The organism is Alphaproteobacteria bacterium (assembly GCA_035625915.1).
GTDB lineage: Bacteria > Pseudomonadota > Alphaproteobacteria > JACZXZ01 > JACZXZ01 > DATDHA01.
In genome coordinates, this window is the sequence record DASPOR010000143.1 from 1 (window position 1) to 16725 (window position 16725).

Consider the following 16725-nt stretch of genomic DNA (forward strand, 5'->3'; position numbering starts at 1 on the left):
GTGGCCTCAACCGGTAGCTTTGCCAAGGCCGCCGCAGCCTTGGGTATTTCGGCGTCGGCCGTGAGCAAGAATGTCCGACGTCTTGAGTCATCACTTGCTGTCCGACTCCTCAATCGCACGACGCGAAGTGTGGCGCTGACCAACGAAGGAGCCATTTACTATGAGCGTTGCCGTCCCGCCATCGAGGGGCTTCAGGATGCAGCCGCGATATTGCGCGATGCGCGTCGAGAGCCTCGGGGAGTGATACGCGTGAGCGCGTCAGTGGGATTTGGTCGGCAATGCCTTCTGCCCCTACTGCCCGACTTCTCAAAACGCTATCCCGGCATAACGCTCGATCTTTCTTTTGACGACCGCTTCGCCGACCTCGTGGACGACCAAGTTGAGGTCGCAATACGCAATGGGCGGCTCAACGATCGTAACATTGTCGCGCGGCAACTCGCACCGATGCAGCTTATCGTCTGTAGGTCACGTCAATATTTTAAGCACCATCGTAAGCCCGAGACGCCCGACGACCTCGCCGAGCACCGTTGCATCAACTTTCGGCTCGCGGAGACCGGCCGCGTTTTCGATTGGGAATTTGAGAAGGACGGGAGGCGATTCAATCGAAGTGTCACCGGCGGGCTTATCGTCAACGATGCCGAAGCGACCTGCGTCGCGGCATTGAGCGGCATGGGCCTGGCCCAAATAGGAAGTTATCAGGCGCTTCCGCACATTGAAGCGGGCCGCCTGATTCCAGTGCTCACGGACCATATCGCGCGACGGCGGGGGCATTATATCTGTTATCTCGATCGTCGACATCTGCCGAGTCGCGTCAGGGCGTTCGTCGATTTCGTCTGCGGCAGAATTCGCGCAAAGGACTTCATTTTGCAGCCCTGAATCCGGGGCCGTGACGCCATACTCGCCCGTCAGACCCTCAAGTAGGTACGAATGACGTCGCGGTCGGGCTCTACCCCCAAGCCGGGACCTTGCGGGACCGCAATTCGGCCACGCTCCGGGGCGAGTGCGGTGCCATAGATTTGCGCCTCGAGATCGAAGCAGCGCCATTCGATCATTGTGTCCGCTGTCCCCAGCGCGGCCGTCGCGTGAATTGCCGCCAGCAGGCCCGGGCCGTCGTAAAAACTGTGCGGCATGACGGCGACATTGTGGATGGCGGCGATCGGAAACACCTTGCATAACTCGCTAATGCCGCCCATTTTCGCGGGGCTCGGTTGGACGAAATCCACCGCCCCCAACGCCATGAGGCGTTCGAAATCCATAAGAGTCGACACATTCTCGCCTGCAGCGATGGGGATGCCGCACGTTCTCCTTAATTGGGCGAGACCGTCATAATTTTCCGGCGGCCAGATCGGCTCCTCGAGCCATTTCAAGTGGAAACCTTTGAGTTCGACCGCCCTCGTCTCGGCTTCGTTCAATGTCCAGGGACAGTTCACATCGAGCATTAGTTCAACGTCGGGCCCGGCCTCTTCGCGAGCAGCGCCAACGCTCGATACCTCTATTTCGTGAAGCTTCAAACTGCGGAACCCCGCGTCAATCGTCCTTCGAACATTCGCGCGAACAAGCGAGGGATCCGAAAAGCGAATCAAGCTTGCATAGCAAGCCAAGCTTGTGCTGCCGCCGCCGAGGAGGCGGTGAAGCGGGGCATTGGCCGATTTGCCCGCGATATCCCAAAGGGCGATGTCGACCGCAGACACGCCATAAGCCAAGGGTCCGCTTCGCCCGAATATGTGCAGCGTCTTCTGTATTTCGAGCATGAGCGAAGCGATCTGCGTCGCGTCCCGGCCAATGCAGATTGGTGCCAACAGCTCCTCGATCGCCAATTTGGCCGATGCAACCGCCCGGAATCCAAATGCCTCGCCCCAGCCTTCCAAGCCCTTGTCGGTGGTCACCTTGACAAGCAACGAGTCCGCGGCGGGCAACCCCTTCTCGCCCCAGGCGGCGGCGGCCGACAATCCGCGATCCTTGAAGGGAATGCGCAATGGATAGGTCTCGATCTTGGCGATGTTCATCGTGGACTCCGAACTTCGCCGGAACGTCCCCAAGTCAACCGGCGCGCCGATAGGGAAATGTCCCGGTTCTCCTAAGAGCCGCTTTTGCGCGGATCGTCGGCGGGATCGAGATAGTCAAGACCGAGTGGCCCGACGGCAAACACCTGCGTGACGTACTCGCCGGCTTTCGCCCAGTGAAAGTGGGAGGTGTTGCCGGGCAGAACGATGACGCTTCCCGGAGGATAGGGCTCAACCTTGTCGCCGTCGAACTGGTCGCCCAGGCCAATGTAAAAGACGCCGGACATCACTGTGTAGATTCGGTCTTCCGGATGTGTGTGCGGCATCAGCTTCACACCGGAGGGCACCTTGACCCTGACCACATAAGGGCCAGCTTCCAACGGGTTGCCGACAACCACGGCGAGGCGAACCGATGGTGGGAAGGCCGGGAACGGCTTCCAATCGATATCTTCGGGCAAAATCGATCTGAAAACGGCTTGGCCTGGCTGGTGGCTTCGGACCATAGCGTTCTCCCTTGCATGAGCGAATTCCTGAGTGGCTGGTCGCTGCTATAAGGACACATCAAATCAATTATGCAAAACGTCGCGCTATAGGACGATGGTATCGACGATACCTTGGCGTCCGTAGAAGGAATGGCGACATGATGCACGGCAAATTCTGTCGCCGGTGTACGGCCGTTTCGCCGAGGGTTTCGATACCGCCGATCTGAAGGCGGCGGAACGCCTATTGTCGACTTTGCCGTCGCCGCGCTCGTGTGGCGAATCCGAAATTCGCAACATCTGGGTGCGGGACCGGGAGCGAATTTCGGATTCATAGCCACACGAGGAATATGAGGAATATATTGTATCTAGTGTGGTATTCGGATTTGAAGTTCCCAAACGCGGATGCCGCCAAAATGCTAGGAACTCCAAGTCCACCACACTTGCGCACGCGTCAGACCATGGCGAGTGGTGCGTTCTTGTCGAGCACACGTAAAATCTCATCCCTGCTCAAATCCGGGACCTCGAGCAGTGCACGGTGGATCCCAACCTCGCGATAGGACGCAAGTGCGGCTTGATCCGCTGGGGCGTTGAACACCGTAATCGGCAACGCCGCGGGGTCACGTTCTGCATCGGCGGCAAACTGGCGCAGCCGGGCGACGGCACTTTTGGGATGCCAACTGCCGCGCGCGCGAGGGAACCAGCCGTCACAGAACTCGACAACACGCTTTAAGGTATGGTCCGTCTCGCCGCCGAGGAAGATCGGCGGATGCGGCTTCTGCTTTGGCTTGGGGTAGAGCCAGACTGGATCGAAGTTGACGAATTCGCCGTGAAACTCGGCTTCCTCCTGGGTCCACAGCGCCTTCATCGCCAGCACGCGCTCACGCAGCAGCTTGAATCGGGTATCGTAGCGGGCACCATGATTTTCCATTTCCTCGACATTCCAACCCCCGCCGATTGCAAACAGGAAGCGGCCGTCTGAAAGCTGATCCAGACTGGCGACGGACTTGGCCGTGATGATTGGATCACGTTGCGCTACGAGCGCGATGCCGGTGCCGAGCTTCAACTTTTGTGTCGCCGCGGCAGCGAATGACAGTGCTACAAACGGGTCATGGGTGTGCGAATAGCGCTTCGGCAATTCACCCCCACTCGGGAACGGGCTGCGGCGGCTGACCGGGATGTGGGTGTGCTCGCACACAAAGAGCGACTCGAAGCCGCGCGTTTCCGCCGCTTGAGCCAGTTCACCGATATCGATGCCGTAGTCCGTCGGAAAGTAAAAAAGGCCAACCAGCATGGCAATTCTCCCAGAGGTCGGTAGCACCGGGCCGCCCCACGGAAATGCCCGGGGCCGTCATCGCTTTCGCAAACCTCATACCATGCAGCCGCATTCCTGTCGCGACCGGAAGCACTGCGAAATCACAGCACCTATGGAATGGACAAGTTGCCCCAGCTCGTCGTTCGTTCGATGCGGATGGCTATGACGGGGTTCCGAGAGATCTGCATCGCTTCGAGCTGAGTGTATCGGGAACGAAGCGCGTCCTGCGCCTCATGATGTTCCTTCCCACTTGTCAAGATTTCCGCGTGTCCATGTAGCAACACCCAGCCAAGCCGTGACCAATCTTCGGCGTAGCGATCGACAACGACCGCGACCGCGGGATTCTCGGCGATATTCCGCAGGCGCTTCAACGCAGTGTGGGGACGCCGCTTCGGTTTTTCGTCGATTGTGATGAAGAGCGTCCCCTCTATTATTACGAAGCACACGGGCACGACATGGGGGACAGCTTGACGGTCGGCGGTGGCGAGATGGGCGATCCTCTGACAGGCCAGGAATCGACGCTCTCTGTCCGTCAACATATCCGCCTCGTTTGCCACGTGGATGTCCGATGAAAGTGCCAAATTCAAAGGCAAGTCACGCGGAAATCGAAGTCAAACGACCTCTAATTTCGCTGGCTCGTCCCCCAATGCTCGGCAAGCGGCCCGTTTAGGCCGTAAAGAGGGTCGAGTGTGGGTCGTGATACGCGGCGAATTCGCTCGAGCTCATGGGCTCGATCCTCGCCGGTCCCATCGCATATGTCGGGTTTGCGCCCGTCCGGGTATGCGCCCACGACAAGCAGGTCCTCACTGGCACGCTCGCTTTTGTGGGCGACACCTGCCGGAATCACGACGACATCGCCGGCCCGAACGGTAACCGACTGACCGCCCTCGCCACCAAAACATACCCGTGCTTCTCCGAACACGATACCGAGCACCTCGTGCGCGGTCGTGTGGTAATGATGGTAAGCGTAGATCCCATTTCGCCACCCACCACGCCAATTGTTGCGCGAAAAGAGCGCCAAACAGGCCGCTGCCGGATCGTCGCCACTTACGGATAAGGCGCTGCGATAGAGCAGAAGCGGCAGGCGGTCGTTGTTTGGAATGCGACCGTTTTCCCGGATGTGGTAAAGCTCGGGGGCTATCTTCGCCGCGAGTTTGGCTGCGGTAGACATCGCTGCCCTCCAGATCATCAGAGTCCAAATTAACGCCGCATTATCGCCTGAACAGATCGATTCTCGTTCTTGTCGATTGAAGAGGGTAGCGCATCGAGGATCGAGGTTCGAGCGGGATGATCGACGTGCCATTGGTCGTCACGGATTTCTCCTCATCCTTGTTCTCGGGTCGAAGGCTCACTGATAGCGACCGTTCGCGAACATTCGAAAAAGCGCGTATAAATGAACCGCTCGCCAAAAAACTGGAGGGTACGATGGGACTCGCCGAGGACGTCACCAGCCGCGAGGGGATCCGCGCTTCGATGGAGGATGTGGCCCTCAAGCAGTTCCTTTTCCTGCGTAACCTCACCGATCCGGTGATTGCACGTTTCGGCAAGGCTGGCTTAAGGGTCCTCTACGATGCATTCCGGTATTATGGACAATGGCGAGGCGACAACATTCGCATGAGCCAGGCGTCGCTCGTCGCCGGCCACGATGCCTTGTCGTTCCTCGACAATTGGGATAGCTGCGATTTCGTACTTGCCGGTATTGCCGGTGAGATTTCGATCGAAGGCAATGCCGTCGGCGCTGCAATCCGCTTGCCGCACTTGCCGGGTACTGCCTATTTCAAATCGCACCAGGGCAAGCTCCCGGTGTTGCACGAGTACTGGAAGGGCCTGCTGCGCGGGCTGCCGGCAGGATATGACGAGAAGCTCAGCCTTACCTGCACCGAGGCATCCCTGGATGCGCCTTGGAGCATCCGTGCGAGCTTTGGCGGGGCACCTGCCGGCAAAACGAGTGTTGCGGACGTCGTGGCTGGAATTCGCAATATCTTTGCCGAGCCGGCCCGCGCGCTCGCTCTCGTGCGGAACACCTCGCGCAATGCCGGTGCACTTTATATGTTCATCGCACGGGAGGTAATCCGTGCGTGGGATGCGACCGGCGAGCAGATAGTCCGCGAGGGCGTTCGGGGCATCGGGCGCGAGCGCGGTTCGGTCCTCAGGGAAAAACACGAGCGTGAGGGCAAGCCGCTCAATCTGAAGACTTTGATGCTCGATTGGGATGGCCCGCTCATCTCGACGTGGGTCTTCAACGGCGAAGGCTATCTTTCGGAAGGTACGTGGCACCAGGATTGCCGCTATTGCCCTTATGCCGACGTTTGGGGAGAGTTCGGCAAGGAAGGTCTTGCACTCGGCCTCCTCTACGACATCGAACTTCATACCACGATGTACCAAACCTACCATCCGGGGACGATCGTGCGTTGGGACGCCCTCAAGACCCGAGGCGACCATCTTTGCAAATTCCGCATCTCGATCCCCGAGCTGGTGAGCCCGAACGATCCCGAATATGTCCGGCCGGCCGAGGGATAGGGACGCACCGTTGCGGGGCCATCTTTCGAACGAATTTCCCGGCGCCAACGAGCTACCGCCCCCGTTGCCGATCGAGCTGAAGCTTGGCAAGGAACGGCACGAGGGGATGTACCCCGAGTGCAACCATCGTTTTCTGGTCCATCGCGGCAAGCGCAGTGGCTTCCGCTGCCGATACACCGAGTGCTGCCGCATAGCCCGCGGGATCGGAAAAATAGCGCGCGCGCTCACTGGCATCGTTCGCGAGACGATGGAGGGCCTCGGTGAGTTTCACCCGCTCGGGATGCACGCTTGGGTAATGGAGCACATCGCTGCGCTCCGCTCTGCCGCCATAAAAGGCAAGGGTTGCATAGATATGATGCCAGCTCGGCTCGAACTGAACGATATCGGGCTTGCGCTCGCCCAACATGCCTGCCGCGATGGCCCAAGAGCGAAGCTCGACGTTTCCGTGATCGTCAAGGGTTCGTTCGTCAAGTGCCAGGAGTGCTCTCAGATTGCCTTCCTCAAGTCGCGTAAAGAGGGCTCGATCGAACTCGACATCCGGCGACCCATAACGCTCGGTGCCCGGAAAGTGCGACATGCCCCCGCTTGCCACGATCACGGCCGACTTTCCCAAGGCGGACAGCGCGCGGGCGACGGCGCGGCCGAATTGATAGCAGCGCTCCATGGAAGGTTGCGGCGGGACATAAGCGTTCACATAAAGGGGTATCACCTCGCTCTGAATTCCGAGGAAGGTCATCGGAATGCCGAAGGCATAGTCGATTTCGGCGGTACTCGTGAATGCAGGATCGAAACCCTCCTCCTGCAATCGCCGCAGAAGTGCGAGCGACAGGCTGCTTGCGACCCGATAGCGGAAATCGCGGCCGGCGAAGTGTCCACGCACCTCACCCCCCACATGCAGCGTGAAAGGGGGGACGCATTGGAGAAAGAACTGATTGGCGTGATCGTTGGCGCAGACGATCCAAACATCGGGTGCGAGTGCCGCCAATCGCCGTCCGTTCTCGCCAGCGAGGGTCGAGATACGCTCGACAGTTGCCTTGTCCTCCGTATCCGGCAACGTGAAGAACTGGGGTGCGTGGGGCATGATGACGCCGCCGAGCACGCCCATACTCGATTTTCCGTCGCCCATGGTCGTTCCTCCCGGTTACTCGACGATTCCGGACATTAGCGCCAGACCGAGCGCCACCTGCATAGGCAAAACCAAGCCGAGGTCGCCAGATCTGTCAAGAACGCCGAAGATGCAGCGCTCGTCAAATCGCGACGTTCAGAACGAAACGACGAAGGCAAGGGACGCGATGAGAAGTACGGCAAAGACCACATTGATGGCTCGGTTGATGCGGCGATCTCGAAAGAATCCCGTGAGGGTCGCCCCCGCGAATAGCCACGCCAGGTTGACCGCGGCGATGATCGCCACCAAAACGGCTATTTTCAGCGCTGCGTCCAGCTCGGGACGCCGACCGACCAGCACGAAGCCCGAGAACAAGGCGGCCATGGCGGCGTAACCCTTGGGATTGACGAGCGACAAAAAAATCCCGCCGGCGAACGACGGGCGACGCTCGTCGGCGCGCGTCGACAAGGGTGGTGCCGTCGCAATGCGGAAGGCGAGATAGAAAAAATACGCCGCGGCCATGGCGGTCACGACGGGCGTGGCTCCGGGCAAGGCGAGTAGAAGGCCGGCAACGCCGCTCGCGACGATACCCATCACGACGACCATGCCGACGATGATCCCGGACATGTATCCGAGGCCGCGACGCGCGCCGAAGGCAGCCCCTGTTGCGGCAAGGCTCAGCGTCGCGGGGCCCGGGCTGCCGGCGAGTGCGAGTGCCGCCAGAACGAAACCGAAGATATTTTCCAAGTCGAGCACCCCTCCTGTCGAGGAAGCAGGGCGTTTCTGGTATAGAAGGCCATGGCGTCTTTCATGAACCAAGCCGCTGTGGAACGTCTTGAACGATCGTGCGGCGATGGGTCACGGGATTGGATCCGGACTGCCCCATCGTGTCGGGGGCTCGAGCGAATCGAGGCGTTCTTTGCGGGACATGCTTTCGATCCTCACCGGCACGATACCTATGCCATCGGTATTACGCTCCACGGCGTCCAATCCTTCCGCTATAGGGGTTCGGCGGAGCGAAGCGTGACGGGCCAGGTATTCGTTCTTCATCCGGACGAAACCCATGACGGTCACGCGGGGACGCGTGCTGGGTTTCGCTACAGGATCCTCTATGTCGAGCCCCGAATGATCCGCGACGCGTTGGGGGAGGGGTCCAGCTCCCTTCCATTCGTGCGCAAAGCCGTTTCGAGCGACAAGCGCCTCGCTGCGGCGATTGTGCCAGCAGTCGACGGTCTCGATTTGGCTCTGGAGGATTTGCACCGCGACGAAATCGTTTTCGATCTCGCGCAAGCGCTGGCTGCGGCGGATCCATCAAGCACCCTACGGCGCTTGCCAGCGCCATATTGGCGAGCAATCGACATGGTGCGCGATTTTCTCGATGCCAATGTCGAACGTGTTGTCACTTCCGCGGCATTGGAGGCCATCGCGGGACTTTCGCGCTATGCCGTGGCGCGGCACTTCCGAGTGTGCCTGGGAACAAGTCCTTACCGATATCTCATCATGCGGCGTCTCGATCGCGTCCGCGCCCTGATTCGGCAAGGCACGCCGCTTGCCGACGCCGCACTGTCATGTGGCTTCGCGGATCAAAGCCACATGACGCGCCATTTTAAGAGGGCCTATGGCATATCGCCGGGGCGATGGGCTGCGATCGGAGTCCAGGGTGCTCCCGCAGCAATGCCCGCGCAAAGGAGTGGCATGTGACAAGCCTCAACACCTGACGCCCGAGCACTTGCCGCATCGCTGGGGGCTGCTTATCCTTGGCGATCCGGACTGGCCTAATTCAGGCAGACATTTCCTCGACATCTCTTCCAACGAGCGCGACAACGGATAAAGAAATCATGCAAGCGCACATCGTTCTCGCCCATCCGGAGTCCAAATCCTACAATGCCCACCTGGCCCGCGTGACGGCGCATTCTCTCGGAAAATTGGGATGGGACGTCACGGTCTCCGACCTTTACGCAATGAAATTCGATCCGTGCGAGCGGCCGGAGCATTATATCGAGCGCAAAAATATCGACCGTTTCGACGTGCAGGCCGAACAGAAATTCGCTTCCGATCGGGGTTCTATACCGAGCGCCGTGACGGCCGAGATTGCGCGGCTCGACAATGCCGATCTCCTCATCATCCAGTATCCGATGTGGTGGCATCTGCCGCCCGCGATGCTGAAAGGCTGGTTCGATCGTGTCTTTATCTATGGCGAGGTTTATGGCAGCAAGAAGCGATTTGAAGTCGGCCGCTTTAGCGGCAAGCGCGCCATGCTCTCGGTGACGGTCGCCACCAGCCGGGAAAGCTATGATTACGATGGCCGAAGTGGTGACATCGATCTTCTGCTTTGGCCCGTCCACCTGTCGCTTGCCTATGTCGGATACACGGTGATGGCTCCCTTCGTCGCATATGGCGTCGAGGCGGGACTCCGCTATTCCGCGGAAAGCGTGGTCAAAGCGCGGCTCGAACGAGTCGAGGAAGATCTCGTGACTCGCATGCGAACCCTCGACCGAACGCCCGTCATTCCCTTCAATCGCATGAGCGATTGGGGCGAGGATGGTCGCATCAAGGCGTCAGCGCCCGTTTACAGCCCCTTTATCCGGCATCGGCAACACCTGGACATCGAATGATATCGCACTTGCGGCGATCTTGGAGTACATGGAGTTTCGCGAGACCCGAGCGCCGCGATGACCATTTGGGATTTGTCGGCTGAACCGTGAAAAACGCTCTCGACTCCCGACGCGTCGACCGCAGTGGCGAGCTTCTTCGCTGGCTGAACGAGGAAGGCCGCTTTGCGTCCGATACCGGCCGCCTGCTCGAATCGCTCTGCGAGAAGCTGATTACGCTTGGCGTTCCGCTCTCTCGCGCCACCGCGCATGTCCGAACGCTTCACCCCGAATTTCGAGGCGTGGCGCGCATCTGGCGGCGGGGGGAAAACATTGAAATTCGGACGACGCGCCACGGTCTCCAGTACACATCGGATTACCAGAACAGCCCCATTCAATCCATCATCGAGACCGGACAGTGGCTCAATACCCGGTTGGATGAAGCGACCGACCGGCGCTTCCCAATTCTCGCGACCCTGCGGGGGCAAGGCGTTACGCATTATGTGATGGCGCCGCTCGTGTTCTCGAATCGAATTGTCAATGCGATGTCGTGGGCGACCGATGCGCCCGGCGGCTTCGCGGATGCGGACGTCGAACTGCTCGAGGGACTCGTGACCGCTTTCATCCCGATCCTCGAAGCGACGGCGAGTCCGCGGATCTACGGCGAGCTACTTGCGACCTATGTGGGCCGCGATCCGGGTGCTCGGATCATGGCGGGTGCGGTTCAGCGTGGCGACGTCCATCATCTCAAGGCGGCAATGTTGCTTGCTGACCTGCGCGGCTTCAGTCGGCTGACCGACGAGCTTCCCGAGGAGCGAATTGTCGAACTCCTGAATGCGTTCTTCGACCTGGTCGTGCCGGGCGTGATCGCAGGTGGCGGCGACATTTTGAAGTTCGTCGGCGATGCAGTCATTGCGATTTTCCCGATTCCGGACGGTGATCCAAGGCCCGCTTGTACCGCCGCCTTGGCATCGGCGCGGTCTGCGTTGGGGGCCCTTCAAGCGGCAGCGCCCGAGATCCGCGAAAAAATTCTCATCGACATAGCGCTTCATTGCGGCGACGCCGCCTACGGCAATATCGGTTCCGGCAATCGCCTCGATTTCACCGCGGTGGGGCGCGACGTCAATATCCTTAGTCGTTTGGAACTCCTCTGCAAGGGCGTCGGTCGGCCCATCCTCATGACCGATACTTTCGCCGCCGCGATTTCCGAGCCGGTCATTGAGATCGGCCATTTCGAATTGCGCGGCTTTCGCCGGCATCAGGCGGTCTATGCCGTTTGCGAAGAGGGGGAGGAGCCCAGCAATCCCGAACGCACGGCCGTGGTTTGAATGCCGCGCGCAAAATGCGCGTTCGAGAGCATTCCGAGAGTAGTCGCATTCGCCCGCGTGGCGTGCGTTCAAAGCCGCTTGAGCGCGCGCTCGAATAGGACGGCGGAATCGCCTTTGAGCTGTCCTCCGGCCAACGCTGCCTCAAGCCTGTGCTCGAGATGTCCGGTGAAATGGTCGATCTTGGGCGGTGGCCACGAATGACGTGCCGCGAGTTCCTCGAGATCGGTTTTGAAACGGTCGATTCGCGCGTCGAGTGCTGACATGCGCTCCTGCGGAGAGACACCTTCGCGACTCACGATCGCCATGATATCGGCCATCACGGAGTCGGCGCTGACACCCTTGGGCTGCTCGGCCATGACGGTTCCCAGATCGCTCGATGGAGGCAGTTTATCACATTCACGATCATTCACTGACCGTGACGGCGGTTTTTACGCACCGCAACGTCGTTTGCGAACAGCGATTGAGGCCGCAATTTGGCGATTCCGTGTGCAAATTTTGGCTGTACAGGTGCCGGCGTCGGCAACGTATTTCCTCGTCGGTAGAATGATTTGCTGTCGAGCATTCGCGTGTCATGCCAGTCATGCAGCGCCAATTTTGTCTCATGTTTTTCCCCTCTATGTCCCAGTCGCCTCCCCATGTTTTCGACCGAGCGTGGGGCCGCTTCCGCCGGCCTCCATATGGCACGGAGGATTCCATGCGGTACGCAAAGATCGGTCTCCTTATGGCAATGCTTGCAGCGGCATCGGCGTGCTCGAACATGTCGGACCAACAGCAACGCGCGCTTAGCGGCGGCGCCATCGGTGCCGGCGGCGGCGCCGTGCTCGGTGCGGTCGCCGGCTTTAACCCGCTCGTCGGCGCGCTCGTTGGTGGCGGCGCAGGTGCCGCCATTGGCGCCTTGACAGCGGAGCCGCATCATTAATGTGCCCTAATGGCGGTGAGGGAAATCTCAATGCAACAGGGCGGCGCTGTGCGCAGAGTTATCCGCCGGTTTCGTGGCCGTCGCCAAGTTGCGGGCGCCTGGGGCGTTGTTGGCGCGCTTTTGCTGACGCTCGTAATCGTTTCTTCGCTCGTGCCGCGGCACTCAACGCCAACGAACGACAGCATTGCTCGCGCCAGTCAGGAACTTCCGCACGAGCGGAGCGGATCCGATCGCAACTAGAGTGATGGACTTGAAGTCCCTAACATTTTGCGCCGTGATGGAATAATCGAGGCCAAACATGCCAGAGGACCGAGAATTCGACTCACTTTCCGATGAGGCAAAATTCAGCGTACTGCGCAAGGAGCTTTGGGCCCTGCGCGCCGAGATCGTGTCCCTCGGCGGTGCCGAATGCAGGCTGCTGAGGGAGATCGATGCTCTGAAGGCGAGACTGGCCGAAACAGAGAGCAAAAATGGCGCACGAACGAATGCCGCCAACGCGCCGGGCTGGCTGCGCATGCTCGTGCACCGCTAGGCGAGCACATGGGTGCGCCGCGGGCATCGCGGAATATTGCGAAGATCGTCAACTTCGGTGCTACCGGGTCAGGAAATCGCTCAGCTAGTGCCAGGTCCCGATGGGACCGGACCGCTCGGCCGAAGAGTACCCGTCTCATCATGCTGTTCGTCGCCAGCCAGTGCGGGCGAAAATACGCTCAGTAGATGCAGATCGCTCACGGCGCGCAACTTGTGCCGGTCGCGCGGGCCGACGTTATAGGCAGTGCCCGGTTCGAGCTTCCAGTTTTCCCCGCTCGTCAGGTCGCTTACCTCGCCGCTGCCGGCGAGGATATGATTTGCTTCCCAATGGTGCTTGTACCAGAGGATGGCTTCGGCTCCCGCCATGAGGTGCACGTCGGAGAGGCCAAAGCCTACATCGTCCGCTTTGGTCAGCATGCGGATCGTGCGCGCCTGTCCATTGGCCACGACCATTTCCTTGCCAGCGGCGCGCATCTCATGGACACGCTTTACGAACATTCGGCGATCGGTCTTCGGCCGCGGGCCGCTGGCGGCGTAGGTGCCATCCTTATCGTGGCTTTCATCGCCCTTGAGTGCGGGGCAAAAGACGCTGACATGGTGCTCGTTTTCGGTCACGCGAAAGCGATGTCGATCGTTCGGCCCAACGACATAGAGAGCGCCCGCCTCTAGTGGCCAACTTTCCCCGCTTGTCAGGTCCGTCACTTCGCCTCGGCCCGAGACGATGTAATTGGCCTCCCAATGGTTCTTGTACCAAAGGACGGCGTCGGCACCCTTATCGACCCGATTGTCGTTGTAGGAAAAGCCCATGCCGTCGGCCGCGGTGAGAAAGCGCGCCGACCGTGTTGTGCCGTTGACCAAGAGTTTGATCATGCCAGCGGCTTGCAGCCCTTCGAGGGTCCGGATGAACATGAGGTGCTACTCCCCAATTTGCGCGGCGTAACATGGGCAACGCGTCGATCGGCAAGTGCTGACGTCATGCTAATCCATTGGCAAATCGCGTTCTAGTGTGGCGGATCCGAAATTCGCAACATCTCAGGGCTTGCGCGCAGTGCGGCCGTTACTCGACTTTGCGCAAGAACGTCCGCTCCTCGGCGAGGATCAGTTGCTGCTCCACCGCCGTGGCGAAGTTGGCCATGGCCTCGGGATCGGTGCGCAGGCGCGCGCGATAGGCCTCATAAGCAGCCAAACTCTCGAACGAGATGAGGCCATAGGCGATATTGTTGGTCCCCTCGTGGGGCATCCAATAGCCGATGAGATCGCCGCCGCAGCGGGGAATGATGGTGGACCAGCGGCGCGCATAGGTTTCGAACGCTTCGCGGCGGAAGGGATCGATTTGATAACGGATGAAGACGGTGACGGTCATCGGTACCCTCCGTCGCAGAGGACTGCGTGTTCGCGGATGATACCGCCGGTGTGGGCGCCGATGTTACGATGCAGGTCGAAATATGGGACGGTGAAAGAGGTGAATTGCCGGAACAGCCCCGGATTTAAGTCTGGGGGCAACCACGACGATTGCGAACAAAGGGGAATCTCCTCTTCGTGTCACCGCACTAATATGCGGGCACGACGACCACGGGAGAAACAGCGACGACCGGGACGACTGGAACGACCGGCGCTCCGATAATGACGGGACCGCCCACGAAGACCGGGAAGACGCGTGCGCCGACAAAGAACCGGCGATCGAAGAAGAAGCGACGGTTGTCGAACCGATGATCGGCGAAAAATGCGTGATGGTCGAAGAAGCGATGGTCGCCGAAGAATCGACGATCGCCGAACGGGTGGCCGGCGAAGCTGGATCGTCCCATAAAGAACGACCCGCCTTGAAACCCGGAATGGGTGCCGCCGAAGGAGCCGCCACCTTGGCCTGCGGCCAAGCTGCTCGTGGTGCCCGTCAACATGCTTGCCGCAAACAAAATAGCGGCAAGCGCCATACCAAGTGAAACTCGCATCTTCATGGCCACACCCTTCTACCGGGAAAGCACGTTCCCGGTTGGTAACAGGATCGGCCATGGCGTCAAACTTACAATTTTGTCACGATAAAGGTACGTCGGCTTGCGGCGCGGGGATCGCCGGATTAGGCGACATTGCCGAGGTATCGTTTGCTTTTCCCCTGGTTGGAACTCTGCCTAGCGCCAATACCCGCCGCGCCAACGCCATCCGCCGCCAACGCGAACCCATACGCCCGGAACCCAGACCGCACCCCGGCGCGGGGGCGCAGCGTAATAGCCGGGAGCCCAGACATAGGTACCGCCATTCCAGACCCAACGTCCCGGAACCCAAACGAGTCCTGGGGCAGGTAGCACCGGAACCGCCTCGACCATCGGCGCAGGTGCAGCGTAGGGGGCGACATAGGCCGGTGGTGGCGGGTAACCGTAAGGTGGGGGTGCTGGTTGGGCCTCGGCCACTGCAGAGACAAGAACGAGAATTGACGACAAGATCCCAATCCCGAATCCAACACGTCTCCATCTTTCGATGGCAGGTTCCGTCGGCATAAATGCTCCCCCAGGTCCCACGCAGCGAGTCGTCACGGTACCCCCATCCCGACATCTTGTCGATCCAGAGGGTGGCGCCTCATGTGTGGATGGCCGCCGAGGACGGATTTCTTCAGGGACCCGTTTCCCTCCGCCGATGTTCTGTTCCTTTATTGGCCTGGCGGCCGGACTAATTCCCGATATTCACACTATTGCGATGAGCGATCTCCGCCAATTTGGCAAGGTCGGGCGGACCGGCTTGCGATTCCTTGTCGATGTCGGCGAAGAGCTCGGAAGCATGTCCGTTATGGCTGGTTACCGATATCATCTGACCGCCGCCTGCGCCAAAGCGGAAGCAATGAACCGTGCCGGCAGGCACATGGACCAACGTTCCCGGCGTCGCCGAGATTGTCGTATTCGCGTATGTGATCTCGATCCGGCCCTTTACGACATAGAACGTTTCATCCCAGTCGTGACTGTGCGGTGGTGGCCCGCTCCCCTCCGCTCCGTCTTGCAGGAATATCTCATAACCCTGCGTGGCGTCCTTCGATGCAAGCACGGTGATCTTCTCGCCGACCACGTCGAGCGAACGAGCGTAATTGTCGGGCGTTACGACGAAGGGCTTGGTTGGCATTTGCTATCCTCCCCCTCACCCAGATCCATTGAGCCGAGTCCGTATCGCTCAATAGGGTGCACCGGTTGAGGGCCAATGACAACCTCCTGCGATGCCAGATTGCCCGGCCTGACTGATACACGACCAGTCAAAACGATGCCTTGGTGCTGGGTGCCTGCGTCATTGCGGCCGGCGCGGCACGATGAGATTTCCGACGTTGATCTGCACGGCCTCGCCTTTTTGATTGAGTGTCGTCGTCCGCACCTTAATCAGTCCCTGCGTGGGGCGCGACTTGGACGGCCGGACCTCGAGCACCTCGCTTTCGACGCGCAGCTCGTCGCCCGGTCGCACGGGCGTCGGCCAGCGGAACTCGTCGAAGCCGGCGCCAATAATCCCGCCCGCCGGTTGAAACTCGCCCTCGACGAGGAGCTTCATGGTGAGTGCCGCGGTATGCCAGCCGCTTGCGGCCAACCCGGCGAAGATCGTACCGCGCGCCGCCTCGTCGTCGAGGTGGGCCGGCTGCGGATCGAACTCTCGGGCGAATGCCTTGATCGCCGCTGCGTCGACCTTTAGGCGACCGGAGCCGAACGTTTGCCCGACGCTCAAATCCTCGAGATACAACTTCGTCATCGCCATTAGCTCCGTTGGAGAAAGCTATGGCGCATGCAATAAAAGTCAACGCTGTCGAGCAGCACCTGGATGCCCGGGTCTAACCTCCGGACCTCTCCATTCGTCATGCCCGGGCTTGACCCGGGCATCCACGCCTTTTAGCGCTCCGGCAATGACGCTCGTGATAAAGGCGCTGATCCCACGGCCTCCCGCAAGACGGCAATCTCTGCCTCGAGTTGTG

At 60.1% G+C, this 16725-nt stretch carries 21 protein-coding genes; 7 read left to right on the top strand and 14 right to left on the bottom strand.

Annotated features, from left to right (window positions below):
- The coding region (locus tag VEJ16_11500) for a LysR family transcriptional regulator (protein ID HYB10286.1) at positions 1–876 on the top strand (876 nt) is incomplete at its 5' end.
- 29 nt (positions 877–905) lie between these two features.
- Here the strand turns inward: VEJ16_11500 and VEJ16_11505 are convergent.
- From VEJ16_11505 to VEJ16_11525, 5 genes are all read right to left on the bottom strand, one after another.
- A complete protein-coding gene (locus VEJ16_11505; GenBank protein HYB10287.1) occupies positions 906–2006 on the bottom strand; it encodes a mandelate racemase/muconate lactonizing enzyme family protein in 1101 nt (366 codons plus the stop codon).
- Positions 2007–2077: 71 nt separating this feature from the next.
- Positions 2078–2506, bottom strand: a complete 429-nt coding sequence (locus VEJ16_11510) for a cupin domain-containing protein (protein HYB10288.1) — start codon at positions 2504–2506, stop codon at positions 2078–2080.
- 430 nt (positions 2507–2936) lie between these two features.
- The gene (locus tag VEJ16_11515) at positions 2937–3776 is read right to left on the bottom strand and encodes an LLM class F420-dependent oxidoreductase (GenBank protein HYB10289.1); all 840 of its coding nucleotides are present in this window, start codon (positions 3774–3776) and stop codon (positions 2937–2939) included.
- Positions 3777–3907: 131 nt separating this feature from the next.
- A complete protein-coding gene (locus VEJ16_11520; protein ID HYB10290.1) occupies positions 3908–4336 on the bottom strand; it encodes a TIGR03668 family PPOX class F420-dependent oxidoreductase in 429 nt (142 codons plus the stop codon).
- Positions 4337–4419: 83 nt separating this feature from the next.
- Positions 4420–4968, bottom strand: coding sequence for a cupin domain-containing protein (locus VEJ16_11525; protein ID HYB10291.1), 549 nt, complete (start codon positions 4966–4968; stop codon positions 4420–4422).
- A 254-nt stretch (positions 4969–5222) separates the two neighbouring features.
- Between VEJ16_11525 and VEJ16_11530 the strand changes: the two genes are divergently transcribed.
- Positions 5223–6317, top strand: a complete 1095-nt coding sequence (locus VEJ16_11530; protein ID HYB10292.1) for an L-2-amino-thiazoline-4-carboxylic acid hydrolase — start codon at positions 5223–5225, stop codon at positions 6315–6317.
- 52 nt (positions 6318–6369) lie between these two features.
- On the opposite strand, the gene VEJ16_11535 is transcribed toward VEJ16_11530, so the two are convergent.
- Positions 6370–7443 (bottom strand): hypothetical protein, encoded by a 1074-nt coding sequence (locus VEJ16_11535; protein HYB10293.1) that lies wholly within the window; start codon positions 7441–7443, stop codon positions 6370–6372.
- A 135-nt stretch (positions 7444–7578) separates the two neighbouring features.
- On the bottom strand, positions 7579–8169 hold the full coding sequence (locus tag VEJ16_11540; GenBank protein HYB10294.1) for a LysE family transporter: 591 nt from the start codon (positions 8167–8169) through the stop codon (positions 7579–7581).
- A gap of 63 nt (positions 8170–8232) precedes the next feature.
- On the opposite strand from VEJ16_11540, the gene VEJ16_11545 reads away from it, so the two are divergent.
- The 3 genes from VEJ16_11545 (at position 8233) to VEJ16_11555 (ending at position 11341) form a co-directional block, all read left to right on the top strand.
- Positions 8233–9123: an AraC family transcriptional regulator gene (locus tag VEJ16_11545; protein HYB10295.1), complete on the top strand. Its 891-nt coding sequence runs from the start codon at positions 8233–8235 to the stop codon at positions 9121–9123.
- Between the two features lie 137 nt (positions 9124–9260).
- Positions 9261–10037, top strand: coding sequence for an NAD(P)H-dependent oxidoreductase (locus VEJ16_11550; GenBank protein HYB10296.1), 777 nt, complete (start codon positions 9261–9263; stop codon positions 10035–10037).
- Between the two features lie 86 nt (positions 10038–10123).
- On the top strand, positions 10124–11341 hold the full coding sequence (locus VEJ16_11555) for an adenylate/guanylate cyclase domain-containing protein (GenBank protein HYB10297.1): 1218 nt from the start codon (positions 10124–10126) through the stop codon (positions 11339–11341).
- Between the two features lie 68 nt (positions 11342–11409).
- Here the strand turns inward: VEJ16_11555 and VEJ16_11560 are convergent, their stop codons facing one another.
- Positions 11410–11697, bottom strand: a complete 288-nt coding sequence (locus VEJ16_11560; protein HYB10298.1) for a hypothetical protein — start codon at positions 11695–11697, stop codon at positions 11410–11412.
- A gap of 338 nt (positions 11698–12035) precedes the next feature.
- Between VEJ16_11560 and VEJ16_11565 the strand changes: the two genes are divergently transcribed.
- Positions 12036–12260, top strand: a complete 225-nt coding sequence (locus VEJ16_11565; protein HYB10299.1) for a YMGG-like glycine zipper-containing protein — start codon at positions 12036–12038, stop codon at positions 12258–12260.
- 298 nt (positions 12261–12558) lie between these two features.
- Positions 12559–12792 (top strand): hypothetical protein, encoded by a 234-nt coding sequence (locus tag VEJ16_11570; protein HYB10300.1) that lies wholly within the window; start codon positions 12559–12561, stop codon positions 12790–12792.
- 80 nt (positions 12793–12872) lie between these two features.
- Here VEJ16_11570 and VEJ16_11575 read toward each other — a convergent pair whose 3' ends face one another.
- The 6 genes from VEJ16_11575 to VEJ16_11600 form a co-directional block, all read right to left on the bottom strand.
- Entirely contained in the window at positions 12873–13700 is an 828-nt protein-coding gene (locus tag VEJ16_11575) for an ectoine synthase (GenBank protein HYB10301.1), read from the bottom strand.
- 148 nt (positions 13701–13848) lie between these two features.
- Complete coding sequence (locus VEJ16_11580; protein ID HYB10302.1) at positions 13849–14154, bottom strand: NIPSNAP family protein; 306 nt, start codon at positions 14152–14154, stop codon at positions 13849–13851.
- A 187-nt stretch (positions 14155–14341) separates the two neighbouring features.
- Complete coding sequence (locus VEJ16_11585; protein HYB10303.1) at positions 14342–14746, bottom strand: hypothetical protein; 405 nt, start codon at positions 14744–14746, stop codon at positions 14342–14344.
- A 171-nt stretch (positions 14747–14917) separates the two neighbouring features.
- Complete coding sequence (locus VEJ16_11590) at positions 14918–15226, bottom strand: hypothetical protein (GenBank protein ID HYB10304.1); 309 nt, start codon at positions 15224–15226, stop codon at positions 14918–14920.
- A gap of 226 nt (positions 15227–15452) precedes the next feature.
- Positions 15453–15896, bottom strand: coding sequence for a cupin domain-containing protein (locus VEJ16_11595; protein ID HYB10305.1), 444 nt, complete (start codon positions 15894–15896; stop codon positions 15453–15455).
- A 159-nt stretch (positions 15897–16055) separates the two neighbouring features.
- Positions 16056–16505 (bottom strand): MaoC family dehydratase, encoded by a 450-nt coding sequence (locus VEJ16_11600; GenBank protein ID HYB10306.1) that lies wholly within the window; start codon positions 16503–16505, stop codon positions 16056–16058.
- Positions 16506–16725 lie beyond the last annotated feature (220 nt).